This is a genomic window from Paenisporosarcina sp. TG-14 (assembly GCF_000297555.1).
In the GTDB taxonomy this organism is placed as follows: domain Bacteria; phylum Bacillota; class Bacilli; order Bacillales_A; family Planococcaceae; genus Paenisporosarcina; species Paenisporosarcina antarctica.
The window spans coordinates 16133-34950 of sequence record NZ_AMGD01000011.1 but is presented as its reverse complement, the minus strand read 5'-3'; the positions used below and the strand labels follow the sequence as shown (position 1 = coordinate 34950).

Genomic DNA, 18818 nt, shown 5'->3' with positions numbered 1-18818 from the left:
CCCAATAATCCCATCTCCTGTATTTTTCCTTATTTTTCAGAATAAACATTTTTTTTTTGGTGACTTGATGTGAAGAGTTCTTTATAATGGAATTATGGTTAAAGTAAGGAGCCCTGAGATATGAGAGCTATGCAACAACTATTAGACAGTAGCAATGTATTAAATCATGTTCCTTTACCAATGATGCTAACTGCTCCGGACGCGACGGTACTTTGGTGGAGTGATGAAGCTGAGAGAACATTTGGCTATACAGCAGATGAAATCGTTGGTAGGTTTTATCCTTTTGACAAGGAAGAACGTTCTACCATCGATCAATTGATTTGGAATCAAGCGTTTCAAAGTGAAGACCCTATTTCCTTGAAAAATTTCTCTCTTCAAACAAAACAAGGAGAAATTTTTAATGCCTCTGCAATTTTAAATTCTGTGACAATAGACAATGAACAATTTGTGTTGGTCGTGTTTGAAGTCGACAATCTTCAAACCATTTATCAAAAGACCAGTGCTCAGGAATTAGCAAGCTTAAAGACAGGGATAGATAAGACTTTCATGGTCACTAATTTAGATGTTGATGGTTTAATTACATATGGAAATGAACTGTTTTTGAAATCCAGTAAATGGACTCCAAAACGCGTGATCGGTAAATCTTTTTGGCAACTTTTCCCTGTTGAATCTACTGAGAAATTGGTCAACCAAATTTGGTATGCGTTAAAAAGCAATCGTGTATGGCAAGGGTCAGTAGAAAAAATAACCAAAGAAGGCGAGACCTATTGGGTCGATATGACCGCTATACCTGTTCTTTCAACGAATGATGAACCTTTATATTTTACGATATTAGAAAAAGACATTACTGAAAAAAAACGTCTGCAAATGCATCTTGAACAAATAGCCTATGTGGATCCCGAAACAGGTTTGATGAATCGGCATCGTCTTGAAAAAGTTGTATCCGACTACATTAGGGAAGAACGTCACTTTTCTTTCATCTTTTTAGATATTGATAAATTCTACACATTAAAAGACGTACATGATGATGAGTCTGAAACAACATTACTTCTAGAATTTTCTAAACGCTTGAAAATGTATTTTCAAGATAGTGATATTGCACGCGTCGGAGAAGATGAATTCGTCGTGTTAACCTCCCTTAGTGATTGGTTCACTCAAGGATTCTTAAGTTATTTAAAACAACATCCGATTTATATTCGTAGCAAAGCCATACCTATTTCAATTAGTGGTGGAATTACACGATATCCTGAAGATCAATTAACATTTTCACATATGATGAAAGCATCGATTGTTACTGTACATAAAGTGCAACAAGAAGGCGGTGGAAACATCGTTAGTCTTTCGCAAGCAAATCATAAGGCTTTAAGTAAAAAAGCCATGATAGAAAAACGTTTAATAGAGGCATTACATCATAAAGACTTAACAGTTATGTATCAACCACAAATTGATCTATCTACCGGCAAAATAGATGCTGTTGAAGCTCTAGTCCGTTGGGATGACGCTGTACTTGGAACGGTTCCACCAAATGAATTGATTCCAATTGCAGAAGAATCAGGAATGATTCACGATATTGGAAGCTTTATGCTCGAGAAAGCTTGTGAACAAGCAGCGCTTTGGTCGAGAAATGGCAAGCCTATGAAAATCAGTGTAAACTCGTCTATCCGTGAATTTAGAGATAAAAATATGGTGAAGAAAGTTCGCCAAGCGTTAGATAAATATAGCTGCCCTGCACACTTATTGAAAATTGAAATTACTGAAAAATTCGCCTTAGAAGCAGAATCTGAACAATCAATTATTCGTCAAATGCTACAACTCCAAAATGACGGTATCATTTTTGTTCTTGATGATTTCGGGACAGGCTATGCTTCATTCCGTTACATGCAGCTTTTACCAATTTCTGAACTTAAAATCGATCAATCCTTTATTTCAGGCTTAATGCAACAAGAAAAACCCCAAAAACTTGTACATGGCATGATCCAATTTGGTAAATCAATGGACATACGAGTAATAGCAGAAGGCGTCGAAACAAAAGAACAACTAGACTTATTAAAAAAACTTGGATGTGACGCAGTTCAAGGATTTTATATTAGCCATCCTGTAGCTGCTAGTGAAATTGACATACAATAGCAAAAGACGACTTCTCATGCATTATGAGAAGTCGTCTCTTTTTTGCGTAAGTATTTGAAAATTAGTTGCATTAACACTTCTGCAAATACCAAGCCCATGGCGATCGCACCAGATGTCATAAACGCTCTAGAAGCGAATGAAATAGCTGTTAAGTAGTCATTTTCAACAACATTACGCATCGCATTGTAAGCAAGACCTCCCGGGACTAATAAAATGATGCCCGGTACACTGAATAAAATCATAGGCATTCTAAAGCGCTTCGATAATATATGAGCAGCTAATGCCACTACAAATGCACCCGCAAAAGACGCTTGAACGGAGTCGCCTGTAAGCATTGCATAGCCACTATAAATCATCCAGCCACTCATCCCTACAACTCCACATGCTAGTAGTTTCTTTCTTGGTGCATTAAATATAATGGCAAATGAAATGGCGATGATTAAACTTAAAAATGCTTGTATTATCCAAGTCATGTGACAATAACACCTCCTAAAATGATAATACGAGTGCAACACCTGCACCAATTGCAAAAGCAGTTAATAAAGCTTCTGCCCCTTTTGAAACGCCGGAAGTAAAATGACCTGCCATGAGGTCACGAACAGCATTCGTAATAAGTAACCCCGGAACTAATGGCATAACACCACTAATAATGATGATATTTAAGTCTGCACCTAAGTTTAATTGGATGGCCAGAAAAGCGACAAGTCCAACAAAGGCAGCCGCAAGAAATTCCGCAAAAAATTTAACGCGCGTTATGTCGTGAATGAATGTAGCAACGACAAAACCGATTCCTCCAGCTATCGTCGCTGCTGGAACATCCCACCAAATACCTTCGAATAAAATAAGAAAACTTCCGCTTGCTATAGCAGCGGCAATAATTTGCAAGTAAAAAGGGAACATTAAGTTAGCACTTGCTACTTTTTGTAATTCTTCATACGCTTCTTCTATAGTAAGTTCGTTTGTAGTTAGTTTTCTTGATACTTGATTAACTAGTGCGACTTTTTCTAAATCTGTCACGCGATGACGAATGGCCATCAACCGTGTAGACCCATCTCTTCCAAGTGAAAACATGATACCTGTAGGTGTGATAAAGCTTTGCGTGCCAATTAGGCCTTGGGAAATTGCCATGCGTGTCATGGTATCTTCAACACGATATGTTTCCGCACCGCTTTCTATCATCAAACGACCCGCAAGTAGACAACAATCAATTGCCAAATCTTTCTTCTCATTTAGCACGTCTTTGCCCACTCCTTTCACTTATCGTCTATGCACAATCTTAACGAAAAGCGACACAAAAGACAATCATTGTTGAAATTATTTGTGGCTTTAGAATGGATATTAATCAAATGATCAAAGACGTTGAATTCGGTCCGATTGTACTGAAAATTTCTATTATTCATACAATCTCATCGTTTAAATAGTACCTTATACATTTAGTCACGCCCGCAAATGACAACTGGTTTTTTCGGGTAAGATTTAACACTGTTTTCGCTAACCATGTCACACCTAGAATTCACAAAACTTATTATAGTAACTATCTGGACATCTTTAACAATGAAAGATGGGCCAGACCCCCTACAGAGTCTGACCCATTCTAGCTGAACTATTTCACTGACATCTCATATATATATAACTCAAACTCTTCCATACTTTCTGGAGTATTTTTTCTTACCACTTCACCCTCATAAAGAGTTTCACCAGTTTTCACATTAACTACAGCAACACTTGATTTAGTTTTTGAAATTTGATTAACTGCATATAGCTTACTTTCTTTCACGAGTATAATTGGTGGTTGTTCATTACTACTTGCGTTTGATAGCTGTATTGTAAACTCACTTCCAGCTTGATTATTCTCTATAATTAAAGGAGATACAACTAGTTTTTGCTCCCTAAATTCCGTGAAATAAATCGTTGAACCATCAAAAAAACTAACTTGTTTGTCTTTCAGATTCTCTGGTAATTCAATTGTATTTATTTCTTTTGTTTTCAAATTATAAGAAACTAATTTCTTACTTAATACATCTATTCTAGCTGATTCTTCTTGTTCTATAAATTTGCTTTCAGTTTTTAAAAACACTAGATGTTCATTAGTCTGTTTAGGGTCAGTTTGGATTAATTGTGCATCGCTCTGTAACTCTTCTTGTGATTCAGGGATTGAAAAAATCACTTCATTACTAGATAAATTTCCATTAGATATACTAAGAGTGTAGATATGTTTTTCATTATAGTATTTTTCATTCTCTCTAATCGTATTACTGGTAATCATTTTCAGCTCATTATCAACCACCTGTAAATCTTCAACAAATATATGATTAACTACTGAGCTGTCTGGAACTTTAATGTTGTAGGAAGTTGTATTGCCATTATTTTTATCTAATATAGATATAACAAACTTAAAATCGCTTGATTCTGATACGCCTAATTTATACTTGACGTCTGCAAAGGCTAAGAACTGATCGTTCTCAAAAAACGAATCCATGTTTTGGCCTTTTCCTCTCATGAAATCGCGATACTTCTCCTGTAACTCCTTAATAATTGGCGTCGGTTGTCCCATAAGCTGATCTATAAGTGAACTTCCATCTCTATATTCAGAACCGTCAGAGCTGATCTTGAAGTGAGTGTTAGTATAACTCATAGAATTTCCTTCATGATAGCCCCCTTCCAACTCCAATGATTTTATTTCTTCAACGTTACCGCTCTGCTCTTTAATGACAAACTTTGGGTATTGTGTTGCCGACATAGCAGAGTTAACATAAAACGCTCCAATGCTAAGCACAATTACAGCTATAATTGCAGTAAACTTCCAATACTTTCTCATGTTCATACACTCCCTATACAGTTATCTTGTTCTTTAGTAAGAACCCACTTATCCAAATGGACCCTGCGAGTACAATTAAACCCATTACAATCTCAAGTGCAAATAATTCTATTGGATAGAAATAACCATTTAGTATAAATTCCTGCAAGAGTAGGGGGGAAATAAATACAGTTATAGCAACTAAACTATATATACTCCCAACAAAAATCCCTTTCCACCTAAAGCTTCTTTCAAATAAAATTGCTGTAAATAGAATGGACACGACCATAAATCCTGCACCATAAATCACTATAACGTCAAAAATACTAGTTGGAATAAGTATATTTAATTCAGGCATACCGCTAATAATCTCTTTAATATTCATATCTACTCGGAATTCCTTTGGCAACATCCATTTCAGAACCATTGTCTCTATTGGCATCAATATAAGTTGAAATGCTACAAAACCAAACGTCAATAATAAAATATTTGTTATTTTAGCGTAGAAGATATTTAATCTTGTTGTTGGCAGCATTAATAAGCGATAAATAAATGTATTTTTCCCGAACCAATCACGATACCAGATTAAGAAAATATAGAATCCTACAGCTGCTATGCATAAAGCGATTGGACCAAGGAACCATACGCTTCTTGTTACTGACAGGAAACTCATTTGACCAAAGTTTGATAAAAATTCAGCTTTTGGCATTAAGTCTTCATAAATTTTTTCATTGGCCATGTTTAGATACATTTTCGACATCACAATTACTCCAGCAATTTGTATAACTAGTGTAATGCCTAGTAGAACTGCAAATAATTTTGCAGAACGATTGAATTCAAAATTCACCAGCTTTAAATAGTTTATCATCTCTGGTACACCTCTCTCATGACATCTACCACAGATTTACCTTCGTTTTCACGAGCTTCTTCCGCGCTGAACTCCTTGATAACAATCCCTTCATCTAGCAGGACTACCTTATCAATTAAATGTTCAATATCACCTATTTCATGTGTCGTAATGATAACTCCTCTATTTTCAATTAAATGACTCGTAAACACTTTAGCAATTTCCTCCCGGCTAAACATGTCAATTCCGGAAAAAGGTTCATCCATTAATACAAAATCAACATCCATTGCTAAACCAAGCAATAAATTGACCTTTGCTGTATTTCCTTTTGATAAGGTAGATATTCTATCGGATACATTTAAATTAAAAAAGCCAAGTAGTTCCGTTGCGCGTTTCTGATTCCAACATGTATAAAAGTCATTCATGAACTCCATTGCCTCAGTTATTTTCATGTTTGGGAGCATCGTTATTACATCAGGAATGAAGGTGACTTTTTCAAACGTCTTTTTATTAAGGATTTCTCCATCTATTAAAATTTGCCCTTTGTTAATCGGGGTAAGTGCCATAATGGCATTTAAAATGGTTGTCTTTCCAACTCCATTTATTCCAATTAAACAAGTTATTTCACCTTTGTTTGCAGTAAACGACACACCTTTTAATATCTTTTTTCGACCGAAATTCTTCGTAATATCTTTTACTTCAATCATTTTTAAGCCCCCTTATCATCGTCAGTATCTGTGTACTTTGTTCGTACCAAATTCAATAATTCATCTACTGGAACATTAATAGACCGAACCGATGTTACAAACGTATCCACCGCCTCAACTAACAACTCTTCTCTTACCATGCCTAGGACCTTTTCATCAGTAGTTATCTTGCTTGGATGATTCTTTTCTGTATGGATCAAGCCTTGTTCCTCCATCTCCTTGTACGCTCGTTGTGCAGTGTTAGGATTAATCTTCAGCATATTTGCCAACTCTCGTCTCGATGGTATTTCTTCTCCAGGTACTAATTCGCCAATTGCTATTTGCTCCTTAAAATATCGAACAACTTGTAAATAGACCGGATCGCGATTATTAAAATTCACATTCATTGATACAACTCCTATACGTCATTGCATGTGTACCACTTGATTTAATTTCAGTGTATGTATTAAGTGGTTCATACAGTTTATAAGTGTATTATATGGTTAATACACTTGGTTGTCAATCTAGTTTTTAGAAAATTTTTCTATCTTTTAAGTGTTTTAGATTTCGGTGAAATAACACAAGTGTCAGTTGGCTTTGGTTCACCTTCTCTAATTGCGATACTCCATTACTTATTCCACAATGAGGAATAGCTACCCACCAAAAATAAGCACCATCTTGGAGAGTATTCTTGTGCTTATTTTTTTTTGATTGTTAATCAATGTATCTTCTCTTAGATAATTTCCACCATCTATTTTTAAAAATAATTCTCTTTACTTATTTGTACGATTTTCGTTCTTGTTATTTTATACTGTGTTTTAACTTGTAAAGCGTATATAATTAGCCACACTAAGTCTGATAATAATGACATTAATACGGAAACTTATATGTTAATAAGGAGAGAATCAAATGGTTTCTACGATAGAAAAACTCAAAAAACGAATTTCGGTATCTCAGAAGAAACAACCTGCAGATTTCATTTTGCGTAACGCATGTGTGGCTGACGTTTTTTCATTAGCTTGGACGAATGCAGATGTAGTAATCACCGATGGTATGATTGTCGCGATTGATACCACAGGTTCATTTAAAGCAGTAGATGAGATGGATGCAAAAAGTCGTTACGTCGTACCTGGTTTAATTGACGGTCATATCCATATTGAATCGTCGATGTTGACGCCATCAGCTTTTGGGGATGTATTACTTCCTCATGGGGTAACCACAGTTGTGACTGATCCTCATGAAATTGCAAATGTGGCTGGTGTTGAAGGAATACAATTCATGCTAGAAGATGCAGAAAAAAGTCCAATGGATATTTATGTGATGCTTCCTTCTAGTGTGCCTTCTACTTCATTTGAAAACGCTGGTGCAAAGCTTGAAGCTTGTGATTTACAGCCTCTTCTCTCCCACCCTCGCGTTCTTGGACTGGCGGAAGTAATGGATTATCCATCCGTCCTAAGTGGAGATGACGCGATGCTTGCAAAACTCGCGATGACACAACACGCGAACTTGCGAATTGATGGCCATGGCGCCGGTTTACAAAGTGACGAAATTCGTGGATATCGTGCGGCTGGTATTCAAACCGACCATGAATGTGTAACGGCTGATGAAGCACGAGATCGTATTGCTCAGGGCATGTATGTATTAATACGTGAAGGTTCGGCTGCCAAGAATTTAAAGGATTTACTGCCTGCTGTTACTCCGCATAACTCGCGAAGATTCTTATTTTGTACGGATGATAAACATTTAGATGAATTGGTAAGTGAAGGAAGCATAGATCATGCGATTAGACTGGCAATAGCGGAAGGAATGGAACCTCTGCAAGCAATTCAATTGGCCACTTTAAATGCGGCTGAATGTTTCGGATTGTCGAATAAAGGGGCCCTTGCAGCAGGTTTTCAAGCTGATTTTATCATTCTCGATGATCTTGAATCTTTTGATGTGTCTGCCGTATGGAAAAACGGTGTGAAAGTGGCTGTGCACGACGTGATGGTAAACGCCCTAACCGATCAGGTGGTCTGTTCAGATCGTATTAGCCAATCAGTTCACTTACCCTCATTAAGAAAATTAGACTTGGCAATTCCCTTTCTTGAAGGGACAAAAGCAAATATTATCGAGATCATTCCAAACCAACTTGTAACGAATAAATTGGTTGAACATGTCGATGTAAAGAATGGACTATTCGTTCCTAATATTGAGATGGATCAGCTAAAATTAGTCGTGATTGAACGGCATCATCAAAAACACACGATAGGTTTAGGTATTGTGAAAGGGTTCGGATTACAAAGTGGTGCGGTTGCAACAACCATTGCACATGATTCACATAATGCAATTGTTCTCGGTACGAACGATACCGATATGATACTTGCCATACAAGCTCTACAAGATATGCAAGGAGGATTAATCGTTGTTAACGAGGGACAAATCCTGGCTGCAGTCGCTTTACCAGTAGCTGGACTAATGACGCAAGCACCCTTAGATGTTGCAATTCAGTCTCTATCTAAGTTGCATGAAGCCTTGCACACCATTCATCCAGCGAACGATTTTCATTTATTCCTTACCTTATCGTTTCTCAGTCTACCAGTGATTCCTTCTCTTAAATTAACCGATACTGGATTGTTTGACGTGACAACATTTAAGCACATTTCGATTGAAGCGGATTGATAAAGAGATTTTCTATACTGTATCACTTAGTTTTCCAAGTTGAACAAAACAGCGGCGGGTTTCGTCCGTCGCTCCCCTGCTCTCAACTTAGACGCAAATATGCTTTGGGTTTGAGTGGATGAGAGAATGATCACAAAGAAGGCCGAATATACATTTTCGGCCTTTTTCACTTTCGTCTGGAGAATTTATCACTGTAACGAACCTAAATATAAAGAAATGACAAACCAAAGGAAAAGTGTGCCTCTTACTTTCCATAATTTCAACTTGATTTGATCGATTATTTGTCTTATTAGGGCTTCTTCCGCTTTGATTGAGGCAACTTTTCATCTTTGTCTGGACAATTTGCTTTGATCCGATCACTTTTTCATCTTTTTGAGGACACTATGGCTTTAATTGGGTCAACTTTTCTTCTTATTGGGGCAACAATTGCTTTGATTGGGGCAACAATTTATCTTATTGGAGCAACTTTCGGTGTTATTGGAGCAACAAACCAATTATCTCCTAATTCTCGTAAGTTAAAACTCTAAAAATAGTCATATTAGTAGACTTCAATTCACTCCAAAGCTAGCACGTTTCTTAGTTTGCAACAGCTACGCCAAAATTGGTGCATGCTCTACTAATATCCGTACTTTGCCAAAAAAGCAGGCCACTAGGCGATTCGCTAAGTGGTCTGCCTTCTTTTTAATATGTGACAACTCCGATTTCTTTAAACGTATTTATATCATAACTCTTGATTTCTTTCATTGAAATAGTATAAAGAGTGTCTCCTGCATATAGCATACGTTGAACTATATTTTCCCAATCCTCATAAGGTTGACTAGGGTTTCTTTTTGTAATCATATTTGCAACTTGTTTAATTCCTTCTTCAGCTGTAATTTTATAAACAATTCCACCCTCTCCTGCGTACTCACCGTATCCATCTTTATTAGATCCTTCATATAAGGTCACAGGGAAACCATAGTATCCATTTTCACGATGTTGGAACAATGCTTTGTGATCGTATTGGATTGAGCTATACGTACCTTGCCCTCCAAGGATTTCCACATCTTTTTCTTTTGGGTTAGCATAGTCGGTGACATCAAACAATGAAATCTTCATACCACCTGTGATAATTCTTGGTTGGCTCCCGTTTTCACCTGGAATCGATTTGGTATCATATCCAAAGCCGATTAAATGATTTTCATCTAATGGATGCAAGTAATTACTGAATCCTGGAATCTTCAATTCTCCTAACACTTTTGGTTCCAAAGGATTTGAAACATCCATGACAAATAGTGGATCTGTTTCTTTAAACGTCACCATATAAGCTTTATCTCCCATAAAGCGTGCAGAGTAAATACGCTCTCCTTTTGCTAAGCCTTCAATTGCTCCGACTTGATTCATTCCAGCATCTAAAATAAATAAGTTATTTTCAGATGGTGATTGATCATCCCATGCAAAGCCTTTAGTTGTCACTACACGGAAGTACCCATCATGCTCATCCATAGAAAACTGATTTAGTAGCATGCCTGTCACTTCGCCAGATGAAACAAAGTCAACATCTGTACCAGTAAGTGTAAATTTATAAATTTCTGTGTTTGTTGCTTGAGGATTCCAAAAACCTATAGAAGCTCGGTTACTTTTTGTCGCTGGCATATACATTGGTGCTGTTAAATACAATGCTTCTTTTGACATATACAGCGCATTACTAGAACCTAAGTAGCCTTTTGTTACTACTTTCGAATCTTTTGGATTGTTAAGGTCCATCGCTGTAATCACGCTGTATGTTCCTTCTATAGTTCCAGGCAAGATCGATAAGTCAGAGAATGACATGGGTAAAGCTTCATCATCTTTTTTACTATCAAATGTGTGAGGTCGAAGTTCTACATCTCCACCATCTGCTAGCATCCAATAATTAGGTGCTACATTCGTCACAAAGTATAATATGTTGTCTGTTAAACGAGCGCCATTTAAATACCCTTCTGCGCCGATTTCTCGAACTAGTTTCGGATTTTTCGTATCTTTCACATCGTAAAACCGAACATTTGTGGCGCTATTAAATGGCATCATCATTTTGCTATCTGCTGCGCCTATTTTCCCTGAGTAATCATAGGGTATATATTTTTCACCGAGAACAATTAATGTATCTTTATTCAAAAACAATTGCATTGGATAAAACGACTTATCTTGTGGAAGTTCTGCAATTTTTGCCATTGAGGAAGGTTTTCGGATATCAGTTATAATGACGCGACCATTGACAATGGCATATATAAATTCACCATCAGTTTTTACGAGATCGGCTTCATCTACACCTTCAACTTGGTTGTTAGTCTCTGAATAATCACCTTCTCTTCCAGTACCAGGTGCTGATGATTTACTTGAATCCATTGAAGACGAGTCACTTTCTTCTGTCGCATTCATTTCCCCACCTGCATAATTTTGAGCCATCATTTTTTGTAGTTTTAAAAAGTATTCTTTCAATTCTTTTTCAGATTTCACTGATTGTAAATCTTTGTGTACCGTAAAGGATAGTTTGCTGGTCGACATGGACTTAAAGAATCCACCTTTTATAGCATTGCGATTTACATGCAACGTATATGAACCCGTTTTCAAGTTTGACACTTCAACAGAGAGACCGTTTTGCAAAATTTTTAAATCAGCATCCACATCATTGTCTTGTTGATCAAGTAAATATATATCTCCATCTTCAATGGCAGATTCTTTTAGTGGTACGGAGAAATTCGCCTTCCATCCTTGTTCCGTTAATGCTATTGATGAAGCACTTACCGTCACTTTATCAATAAAAAACGCAAATGATAATACGCTAATAGCCACTACTGCTGCAATGATTACCCATATACTTCGCTTTTTCATAATGGTATCTCCCCTTCTTAATGTCTCGTTATTGCATTAGACCGTTAGCAAATAATATGGTTTCACTAATTCAATAATTATTTATTCATTTAGAATAGTTCATCAAATCGTATATCTTATATATAAAACATAGGATAGAGTAGACTTTGAACGAAAAATCGAAAGGGGTAGAATATTGAAAACTCTTACACGCTTTTCCAACACACTCATGGAACGGTACTTGCCGGACCCATACATATTCGTAGCTATTTTAACTTTACTTGTAGGAGTTGGTTTAACAGATTCAAGTCCACTAGATATGGTAGTTTATTGGGGTGATGGCTTCTGGGGGTTACTTGCTTTCACTATGCAAATGGTAATTGTCCTAGTTGCTGGTCATGTATTAGCCAGTAGTCCTGTCTTTAAGAAATTACTTAGTACCATGGCTCGTGGAGCAAAGTCACCGGGTTCTGCGATATTGCTCGTGACCTTTGTTTCCTTAATCGCTTGTTGGATTAATTGGGGCTTTGGCTTAGTCATTGGGGCATTATTTGCAAAAGAGATTGCACGTCAATTACCTGGCGTTGATTATCGTTTATTAATTGCAAGTGCCTATTCAGGATTTATTGTTTGGCACGGTGGTTTAGGCGGCTCTATTCCTTTGTCCATAGCGACAGAAGGTCACCCATTTGCTGAACAAATAGGAATAATCACAACAAGCGAAACGATTTTCTCTACATATAATTTACTAATTGTTGCCCTGTTAATTATTACAGTTCCTTTATTAAATCGCTGGATGATGCCGAAAAAAGAAGATACATTCATCGTTGATCCGGCTTTATTAGTAGAGCCAACAGTAGTAGATGAAATAGGTGACTTAACACCTGCTGCAAAAATGGAAAATAGCTACGTGCTATCAATCTTAATTGGTGCTCTAGGATTAGTTTACTTAGGGTATCACTTTGCTACAAAAGGCTTTGATTTGAATTTAAATATCGTCAATTTAATTTTCGTAATTCTTGGTATCATTTTTCACGGCACACCAAAACGTTTCTTGGCTGCTGTGACAAATGCAGTGAAAACAGCCGGCGGGATTATCATACAGTTTCCATTCTATGCGGGGATTATGGGGATGATGGTGACTTCTGGTTTAGCTGGCCTTATGTCTGAGGCTTTCGTTAGCATATCAAATGAAAATACTTTCCCGTTGTTTGCATTCTATGCTGCAGGCATCGTCAACTTCTTCGTTCCTTCAGGTGGAGGACAATGGGCTGTGCAAGCACCTATTATGTTAGACGCAGCTCAAACATTAGGTGTCAGCTATTCCAAAACTGCAATGGCAATTGCATGGGGTGACGCATGGACTAATATGATTCAGCCATTCTGGGCACTTCCAGCTCTAGCAATCGCTGGGTTAAAAGCGAAAGATATTATGGGTTACTGTCTATTTGTTCTCATTTTAAGTGGTATTGTAATTAGCTTTGGATTATATTTCTTCTAAAATAAATTCATTTATTCCGTCCATTAGGGGCTGTCCCAAAAGTTAGTGTAAATGACTTTTGAGGGTAGCCCTCTTTTCATGTTAAAAATCGTTCTGTTAGACTACTCTGTCTATTTCCTTTGCCCCTTATTGTTTCGAAGCTAGCGTAGTTATGCAACGTACTTCCATGTTTCGAAGCTAGAGTAGCGATGCAGAAACAGAAACAGGCGGACGCTTTCTGCTGTCGGTTCTGGAGTCTCCTCTTTCGTGAAAACCTCTGATGGACCATTTGGAAAACCTTTTTTGAATTATTTTTGTATATATGGAGCATCCGGTACGACATATCTCATGGTAAGAAAAATGACTTTCTTTCTATTTTTCTAGTTGAAGAGTTGATTCGACAATCATTTCCCAGGAAATACTTTAATATTCGACATGAATTTTTGTTTACAAGAAAAGGTGCTTTCTAATAAGTCCCTAAAATAAGTGGAGAAAAATGAGTCTTTTATCTGCACCTACATTCGAACATTGTAAACAGAAATAATTGTTGTTTTACACATGATGAACTGATGGTTGATTGGAATGGAAGACGGCGAGAAAGCATGTGCCCCCGCCCACGTTTATTCGTCCACTACATTTGCAGCGGGAATAGCATAATCGTCCGTCTGAAATGGAAATTAACCGTCACTAAATAAAAAAGAAGCTGCCCTTAGTCATATTTTATGACTAAGGGACAACTCCCTCTACTTATTATGAACTTTCGAGCCATTTTTCAAGTAATCCTTCAAGAACAGATTCTTGCTCCACTTTTTGAACGAGTAATTGTTCATACACTTCCCAATCTTCTTCGTTTTCGATGTGCTCAGTAAGTATTGCAATTGCCGTTTCAAGTTCCGTTATTTCTTCTACAATTGGACGCGACACAATTTTCTTCGTAGATGAAGTTTTAGTTGTTTCTTTCAATTTCACATTGAACACTTCATTTTTATGATTCATTTCGCTCAATCGACTTATGTCACTTTCTTCTTCCACTTGGCGACGTGCTTGCAATTCATCCCACTTACGTCGTGCCCATTCGTAAGGTCCTTCAAAAGTGGTCAAATCACCATGATCGAGCCAAGCTGTACGGGGGAATAATTTATTTAAAAAATAGCGGTCATGAGATACGGCTAAAATCGTGCCTTGAAAATCTTCCAATGCTTCTTCAAGAACTTCACGTGAATCAATGTCCAAATGGTTTGTTGGTTCATCTAGCATTAACAAATTGACATCTTGATACATGAGCTGTGCTAATCTCAATCGCATGCGCTCGCCACCGCTTAAGTCACCTACTCGTTTAAAAACATCAGGTCCGTAAAACATGAAACGTGCCAACACATGACGTGCATCCCCTTCAAACATGGACACTTCATCACGGAAAACATCAATTAAACGTGCTTTTGGATTCGAAATTTCAAAATGCTGCGATAAGAAACCGAGTCGTACATTACTTCCTAACCTAGCTACACCTGAATCAACCGCTATCTCACCTCGTAACAGATTCAAAATCGTCGACTTTCCTGTCCCGTTGCGGCCGACTACTGCGATGCGGTCTTTCCAATAGACATTAAAATTTGCATCACGTAACAATACATTGTCACCAAAGGCTTTTGACACACTTTCCATAACGACTACTTCTTTCCCGCTTCGTGGTGCAGCGTCAAACAGTAACGTCATTTTTTTCGGGTCAATCAATGGCTTTCGAACTTTTTCCATACGATCTAAAGCGCGTTCCATATTGCGAGCACGTCTATGCAAACCTGGGTTTGGCGGGACTGCTTCATTTGCCCATTGACGCAAACGTTTAATGGCTTCTTTCATTTTCTTAATCTTTTTTTGTTGCTCTTCAAATTCCTGAAACTCACGCATAATACGCTCTTCTTTTTGTATGGCAAAGGATGAATAATTGCCTTGATAAAGAATTAATTCACCTTCTTCAAGATCCGCTACTTTCGTTACTACTTGGTCTAAGAAGTACCGGTCATGCGAAATGATGACGACTGTTCCTACATAGTCAACCAAATACTGCTCGAGCCATTCAACTGCAAATAAGTCCAAGTGGTTCGTTGGTTCATCGAGTAACAATAAATCTGGTTTCGTTAACAATAATTTACCGAGCATGATTTTCGTTTGTTCTCCTCCACTTAAACTGGTGAACGAACGGTTTACAAACGATGTTAACTGTAACCCTTGGACTACCTTATCAAGTTCGGTGTCCATTGAATAACCATTTCGAAGCGTAAAATCTTCTTGAATATCACCATATTGTTTCAAAAGCCTTTCTAGTTCCTCGGGTTTTGCTTGTGCCATTTTCTTCTCTAGTACATTCATTTTTTGCTGAAGCTCGACTAGCTCTTCAAAAGCCATAAGCAATACATCATGACCTGTGACTTCTTTTAAATAATTAGGGATTTGAGCTAAATAGCCAATCTTTGTGCCTTTCTTAAAATGAATGCTACCTAGATCTGGTGTTTCTATTCCTGCCAATAGAGTAAATAATGTCGTTTTACCCGAGCCATTTCGGCCAACAATTCCTAATCTATCACCCGTTTTAATAGCTAACGATAACTCTTCAAATATTAAATTTCCTCCGAGCATTTTACTAATTTCTTGTATGGTACAGATCATTTTTTTCGCTTCCTTTCATATAACACAGCTGGAAGCACGAAAAAAAGACTGCTCGAAGAGAGCAGTCTTTTCCCGAATACATAAGGTTCAGAAAGAATGTCTAATCAGCTGTGATGTTCATGTAATTGTGTAAAATGGACAAACCCGTCCCGTAGTCAACAATTTCATGAGTAATTGCACATGAAACGGATAAAAATTCCAATATAAATCCATGTGCAGTCACAACAGCGTTTTTCATTCTTTCCTCACCTCCGTTCATCAATTTTAGAATATTCTATCACATTTATTGATCAATTTCAAATGGCCATTTTGGTAGCATATTCGATAGTTTTTTGTCTTCACGATAACCGAGTACATATTCGGCTTGCATAATCGTATGAATTTCACGCGTTCCTTCGTATATGACTGGTGCTTTTGAGTTACGTAAGAACCTCGCAACTGGGTAATCGTCTGAATAGCCATATGCTCCGTGAATTTGTACGGCGTCATCTGCTGCTTGATTGGCAAAATCACAAGCCTGCCATTTAGCTAAAGATGTCTCGCGCGTATTGCGTACGCCTTTATTTTTCAACTCACCTACGCGGTACACGAGAAGACGGCTCATTTGTAGACCCGCTTCCATTTTCGCTACCATTTGTTGAACTAACTGATGTTTACCGATTGGTTTGCCAAACGTTTCGCGTTCATTACAATATTTAACGCTTGTTTCGATACACGCCATAATTAATCCTGCCGCCCCTGCCGCTACGGTAAATCGTCCGTTATCTAAGGCAGACATGGCAATTTTAAAGCCTTCGCCTTCTTTCCCCAAAAGGTTTGCAGCAGGTAGACGGATGTCATCGAAGAAAATTTCCCCCGTGTTCCCGGCACGAATTCCATATTTCCCTTTAATTGCTTTCGAACTAAAGCCCTTCATTGTGCGTTCTACCATAAATGCACTAATGCCATTGTGTTTCTTCGATTTGTCAGTATAGGCAAAGACAATAAAATTATCTGCTTTATCACATAGTGAAATCCACGTCTTTTGTCCTTTTAAAATGTATTCATTTCCGTCACGAGTCGCTGTTGTAGTCATTGCTGCTACGTCTGATCCTGCGCCAGGTTCCGTTAAACCGAAAGCTCCGATTTTCTCACCTTTTGCTTGCGGTACTAAATACTTTTGCTTTTGTTCCTCTGAACCCCACTGCATTAAGGTCATGGAATTTAATCCAATATGCACGGAAACTGCTGTACGAAAAGCAGTATCTCCACGTTCTAACTCTTCACAAATAATGGCCAGTGCATTATAGTCCATCCCACTGCCACCGTAAGCTTCAGGAATGCATACTCCCATAAATCCTAAGTCTGCTAATCTCTCCCACACTTTGGGATCAAATCCACCTGTCGCATCCCACTTTACAATATGCGGAATTATTTCGTCATCCACATATTGACGAACGGTTTTACGAAGTAGTTGTTGTTCTTCCGAAAAATCGAAGTTCACGTTGAGTCCCTCCCGTTATTCGTTACCAACCGAAGTTGATTAATGAATGGTTTCTTTTATTTGCACACCGCGTTTTTTCATTCCTTCGATATATGCTTCGCCAGGTACAATTTGTTCAGGAGCATAGACTCCACGTTTGGTAATTTCTCCGTTTCCAATCATTTGAGCTACGACTGAAATCGTATTAGCTGTCGCTCTGGCCATAGCGGTCACTTGATCAGACATGTCTTTCGTGGTAACCATTTCGTATTCATAGGTAAGCGGTTTTCCATTTTTAACACCAGATACAATCACACGCAACAATACGGCATCTTGTTTATCACCAAGTAATAAATCAGGCGTTAAAGCAGCCTTTAACACGTCACGTGTGCTGATAATTTTGCCATCTATATCAACTTTTGTTTCTTTATTTGTTAAGCCCAGGTCGACAAGCACTTTAAATTTCTCTGCATGCCCTGCATAACGTATCGTTTTATATTCAAGTGTTTCTACAGTTGAGAACGTTTTCGTTAACGTTGATGTTCCTCCTGCTGTATGGAAAGCTTCGAGCTCTCCAAAGTCATCAAAATGAATGGCTTCAATTTCAGTTAATGAAGGAATTTCAAGTAATATACCATTTCGCACTACATTTGATACGTCCGTGTAATGATCCAGTACACCTTCGAGAGAAAATACGATATTGTACTTTAAGGGACCCTCGGGCTCAACTGGAATCCCACCTACGTAAAGTTTAATTGATTTTACTTCATCTAATTTACTGGCACCGTATCCAGTTAAAATATTGATCATTCCTGGAGCTACTCCTAGATCTGGAATGATTGTGACACCCTTTTTATTGGCTTGTTCAGCTAAGTTAAGAACCGCGTTTGTTGCTCCACCAATGTGTCCACCTAAGTCTACTGTGTGGACTCCAATTTCTACGGCTATGCGTGCCACTTTTTCATTGAAAGAATAAAATAAGGCGTTAATGACGACGTCACCCTTGCTCATGACTTCTTTTAACTGTGCATCATTATTTGCATCTAAACGGACTGCTTCTATTTTGTCTGATTTAATTTTATTTTTAAATGCTTGCACTTGCTCCACTTGTAGATCTGCTAAAAAGACCTTTTCAACATTTGTGCTATTCACTAAATCACGAGCTGCTTCTTTTCCCATTAAACCTGCACCTAAAACAACAACTTTCATTTTTACATCCCCCTTTGCAAAACGTAAGTATGAATCTATATGTGATGTGT

15 protein-coding genes are annotated in these 18818 nt (G+C 37.7%); 4 read left to right on the top strand and 11 right to left on the bottom strand.

What is annotated here, in order from left to right:
* The first annotated feature begins 120 nt into the window (after positions 1-120).
* Positions 121-2127, top strand: coding sequence for a bifunctional diguanylate cyclase/phosphodiesterase (locus tag C406_RS0104695; protein ID WP_017379442.1), 2007 nt, complete (start codon positions 121-123; stop codon positions 2125-2127).
* 14 nt (positions 2128-2141) lie between these two features.
* Here C406_RS0104695 and C406_RS0104690 read toward each other — a convergent pair whose 3' ends face one another.
* The 6 genes from C406_RS0104690 to C406_RS0104665 all read right to left on the bottom strand — a co-directional run bounded on the left by C406_RS0104690 (position 2142) and on the right by C406_RS0104665 (position 6864).
* Positions 2142-2600, bottom strand: a complete 459-nt coding sequence (locus tag C406_RS0104690) for a threonine/serine exporter family protein (RefSeq protein ID WP_017379441.1) — start codon at positions 2598-2600, stop codon at positions 2142-2144.
* 16 nt (positions 2601-2616) lie between these two features.
* Positions 2617-3363: a threonine/serine exporter family protein gene (locus tag C406_RS0104685; RefSeq protein WP_017379440.1), complete on the bottom strand. Its 747-nt coding sequence runs from the start codon at positions 3361-3363 to the stop codon at positions 2617-2619.
* 367 nt (positions 3364-3730) lie between these two features.
* Complete coding sequence (locus C406_RS0104680) at positions 3731-4945, bottom strand: hypothetical protein (protein ID WP_017379439.1); 1215 nt, start codon at positions 4943-4945, stop codon at positions 3731-3733.
* Between the two features lie 13 nt (positions 4946-4958).
* Complete coding sequence (locus tag C406_RS0104675; protein WP_017379438.1) at positions 4959-5792, bottom strand: hypothetical protein; 834 nt, start codon at positions 5790-5792, stop codon at positions 4959-4961.
* The gene (locus C406_RS0104670) at positions 5789-6478 is read right to left on the bottom strand and encodes an ATP-binding cassette domain-containing protein (RefSeq protein ID WP_017379437.1); all 690 of its coding nucleotides are present in this window, start codon (positions 6476-6478) and stop codon (positions 5789-5791) included. Before C406_RS0104670 ends, C406_RS0104675 begins: the two co-directional genes overlap by 4 nt.
* Before the next feature lie 2 nt (positions 6479-6480).
* Entirely contained in the window at positions 6481-6864 is a 384-nt protein-coding gene (locus C406_RS0104665; protein ID WP_017379436.1) for a GntR family transcriptional regulator, read from the bottom strand.
* Between the two features lie 502 nt (positions 6865-7366).
* Here C406_RS0104665 and ade point away from each other — a divergent pair.
* Both ade and C406_RS20470 read left to right on the top strand, forming a co-directional pair.
* Positions 7367-9118: an adenine deaminase gene (ade, locus tag C406_RS0104660; protein WP_017379435.1), complete on the top strand. Its 1752-nt coding sequence runs from the start codon at positions 7367-7369 to the stop codon at positions 9116-9118.
* Between the two features lie 383 nt (positions 9119-9501).
* Positions 9502-9645 (top strand): hypothetical protein, encoded by a 144-nt coding sequence (locus C406_RS20470; protein WP_017379434.1) that lies wholly within the window; start codon positions 9502-9504, stop codon positions 9643-9645.
* Between the two features lie 154 nt (positions 9646-9799).
* Here C406_RS20470 and C406_RS0104650 read toward each other — a convergent pair whose 3' ends face one another.
* Positions 9800-11971, bottom strand: coding sequence for a beta-propeller domain-containing protein (locus tag C406_RS0104650; protein ID WP_017379433.1), 2172 nt, complete (start codon positions 11969-11971; stop codon positions 9800-9802).
* A 175-nt stretch (positions 11972-12146) separates the two neighbouring features.
* Here C406_RS0104650 and C406_RS0104645 point away from each other — a divergent pair, with 175 nt between their 5' ends.
* Positions 12147-13451 carry a short-chain fatty acid transporter gene (locus C406_RS0104645; protein WP_017379432.1) on the top strand — a complete coding sequence of 435 codons (1305 nt, stop codon included), beginning with the start codon at positions 12147-12149 and terminating at the stop codon, positions 13449-13451.
* A 729-nt stretch (positions 13452-14180) separates the two neighbouring features.
* On the opposite strand, the gene abc-f is transcribed toward C406_RS0104645, so the two are convergent.
* The 4 genes from abc-f to C406_RS0104625 form a co-directional block, all read right to left on the bottom strand.
* Complete coding sequence (gene abc-f / locus C406_RS0104640) at positions 14181-16097, bottom strand: ribosomal protection-like ABC-F family protein (RefSeq protein ID WP_017379431.1); 1917 nt, start codon at positions 16095-16097, stop codon at positions 14181-14183.
* Between the two features lie 100 nt (positions 16098-16197).
* Positions 16198-16335: an RAxF-45 family protein gene (locus tag C406_RS20655; RefSeq protein WP_017379430.1), complete on the bottom strand. Its 138-nt coding sequence runs from the start codon at positions 16333-16335 to the stop codon at positions 16198-16200.
* 45 nt (positions 16336-16380) lie between these two features.
* Entirely contained in the window at positions 16381-17580 is a 1200-nt protein-coding gene (locus tag C406_RS0104630) for an acyl-CoA dehydrogenase family protein (protein WP_017379429.1), read from the bottom strand.
* A 39-nt stretch (positions 17581-17619) separates the two neighbouring features.
* On the bottom strand, positions 17620-18768 hold the full coding sequence (locus C406_RS0104625; RefSeq protein WP_017379428.1) for a saccharopine dehydrogenase family protein: 1149 nt from the start codon (positions 18766-18768) through the stop codon (positions 17620-17622).
* Positions 18769-18818 lie beyond the last annotated feature (50 nt).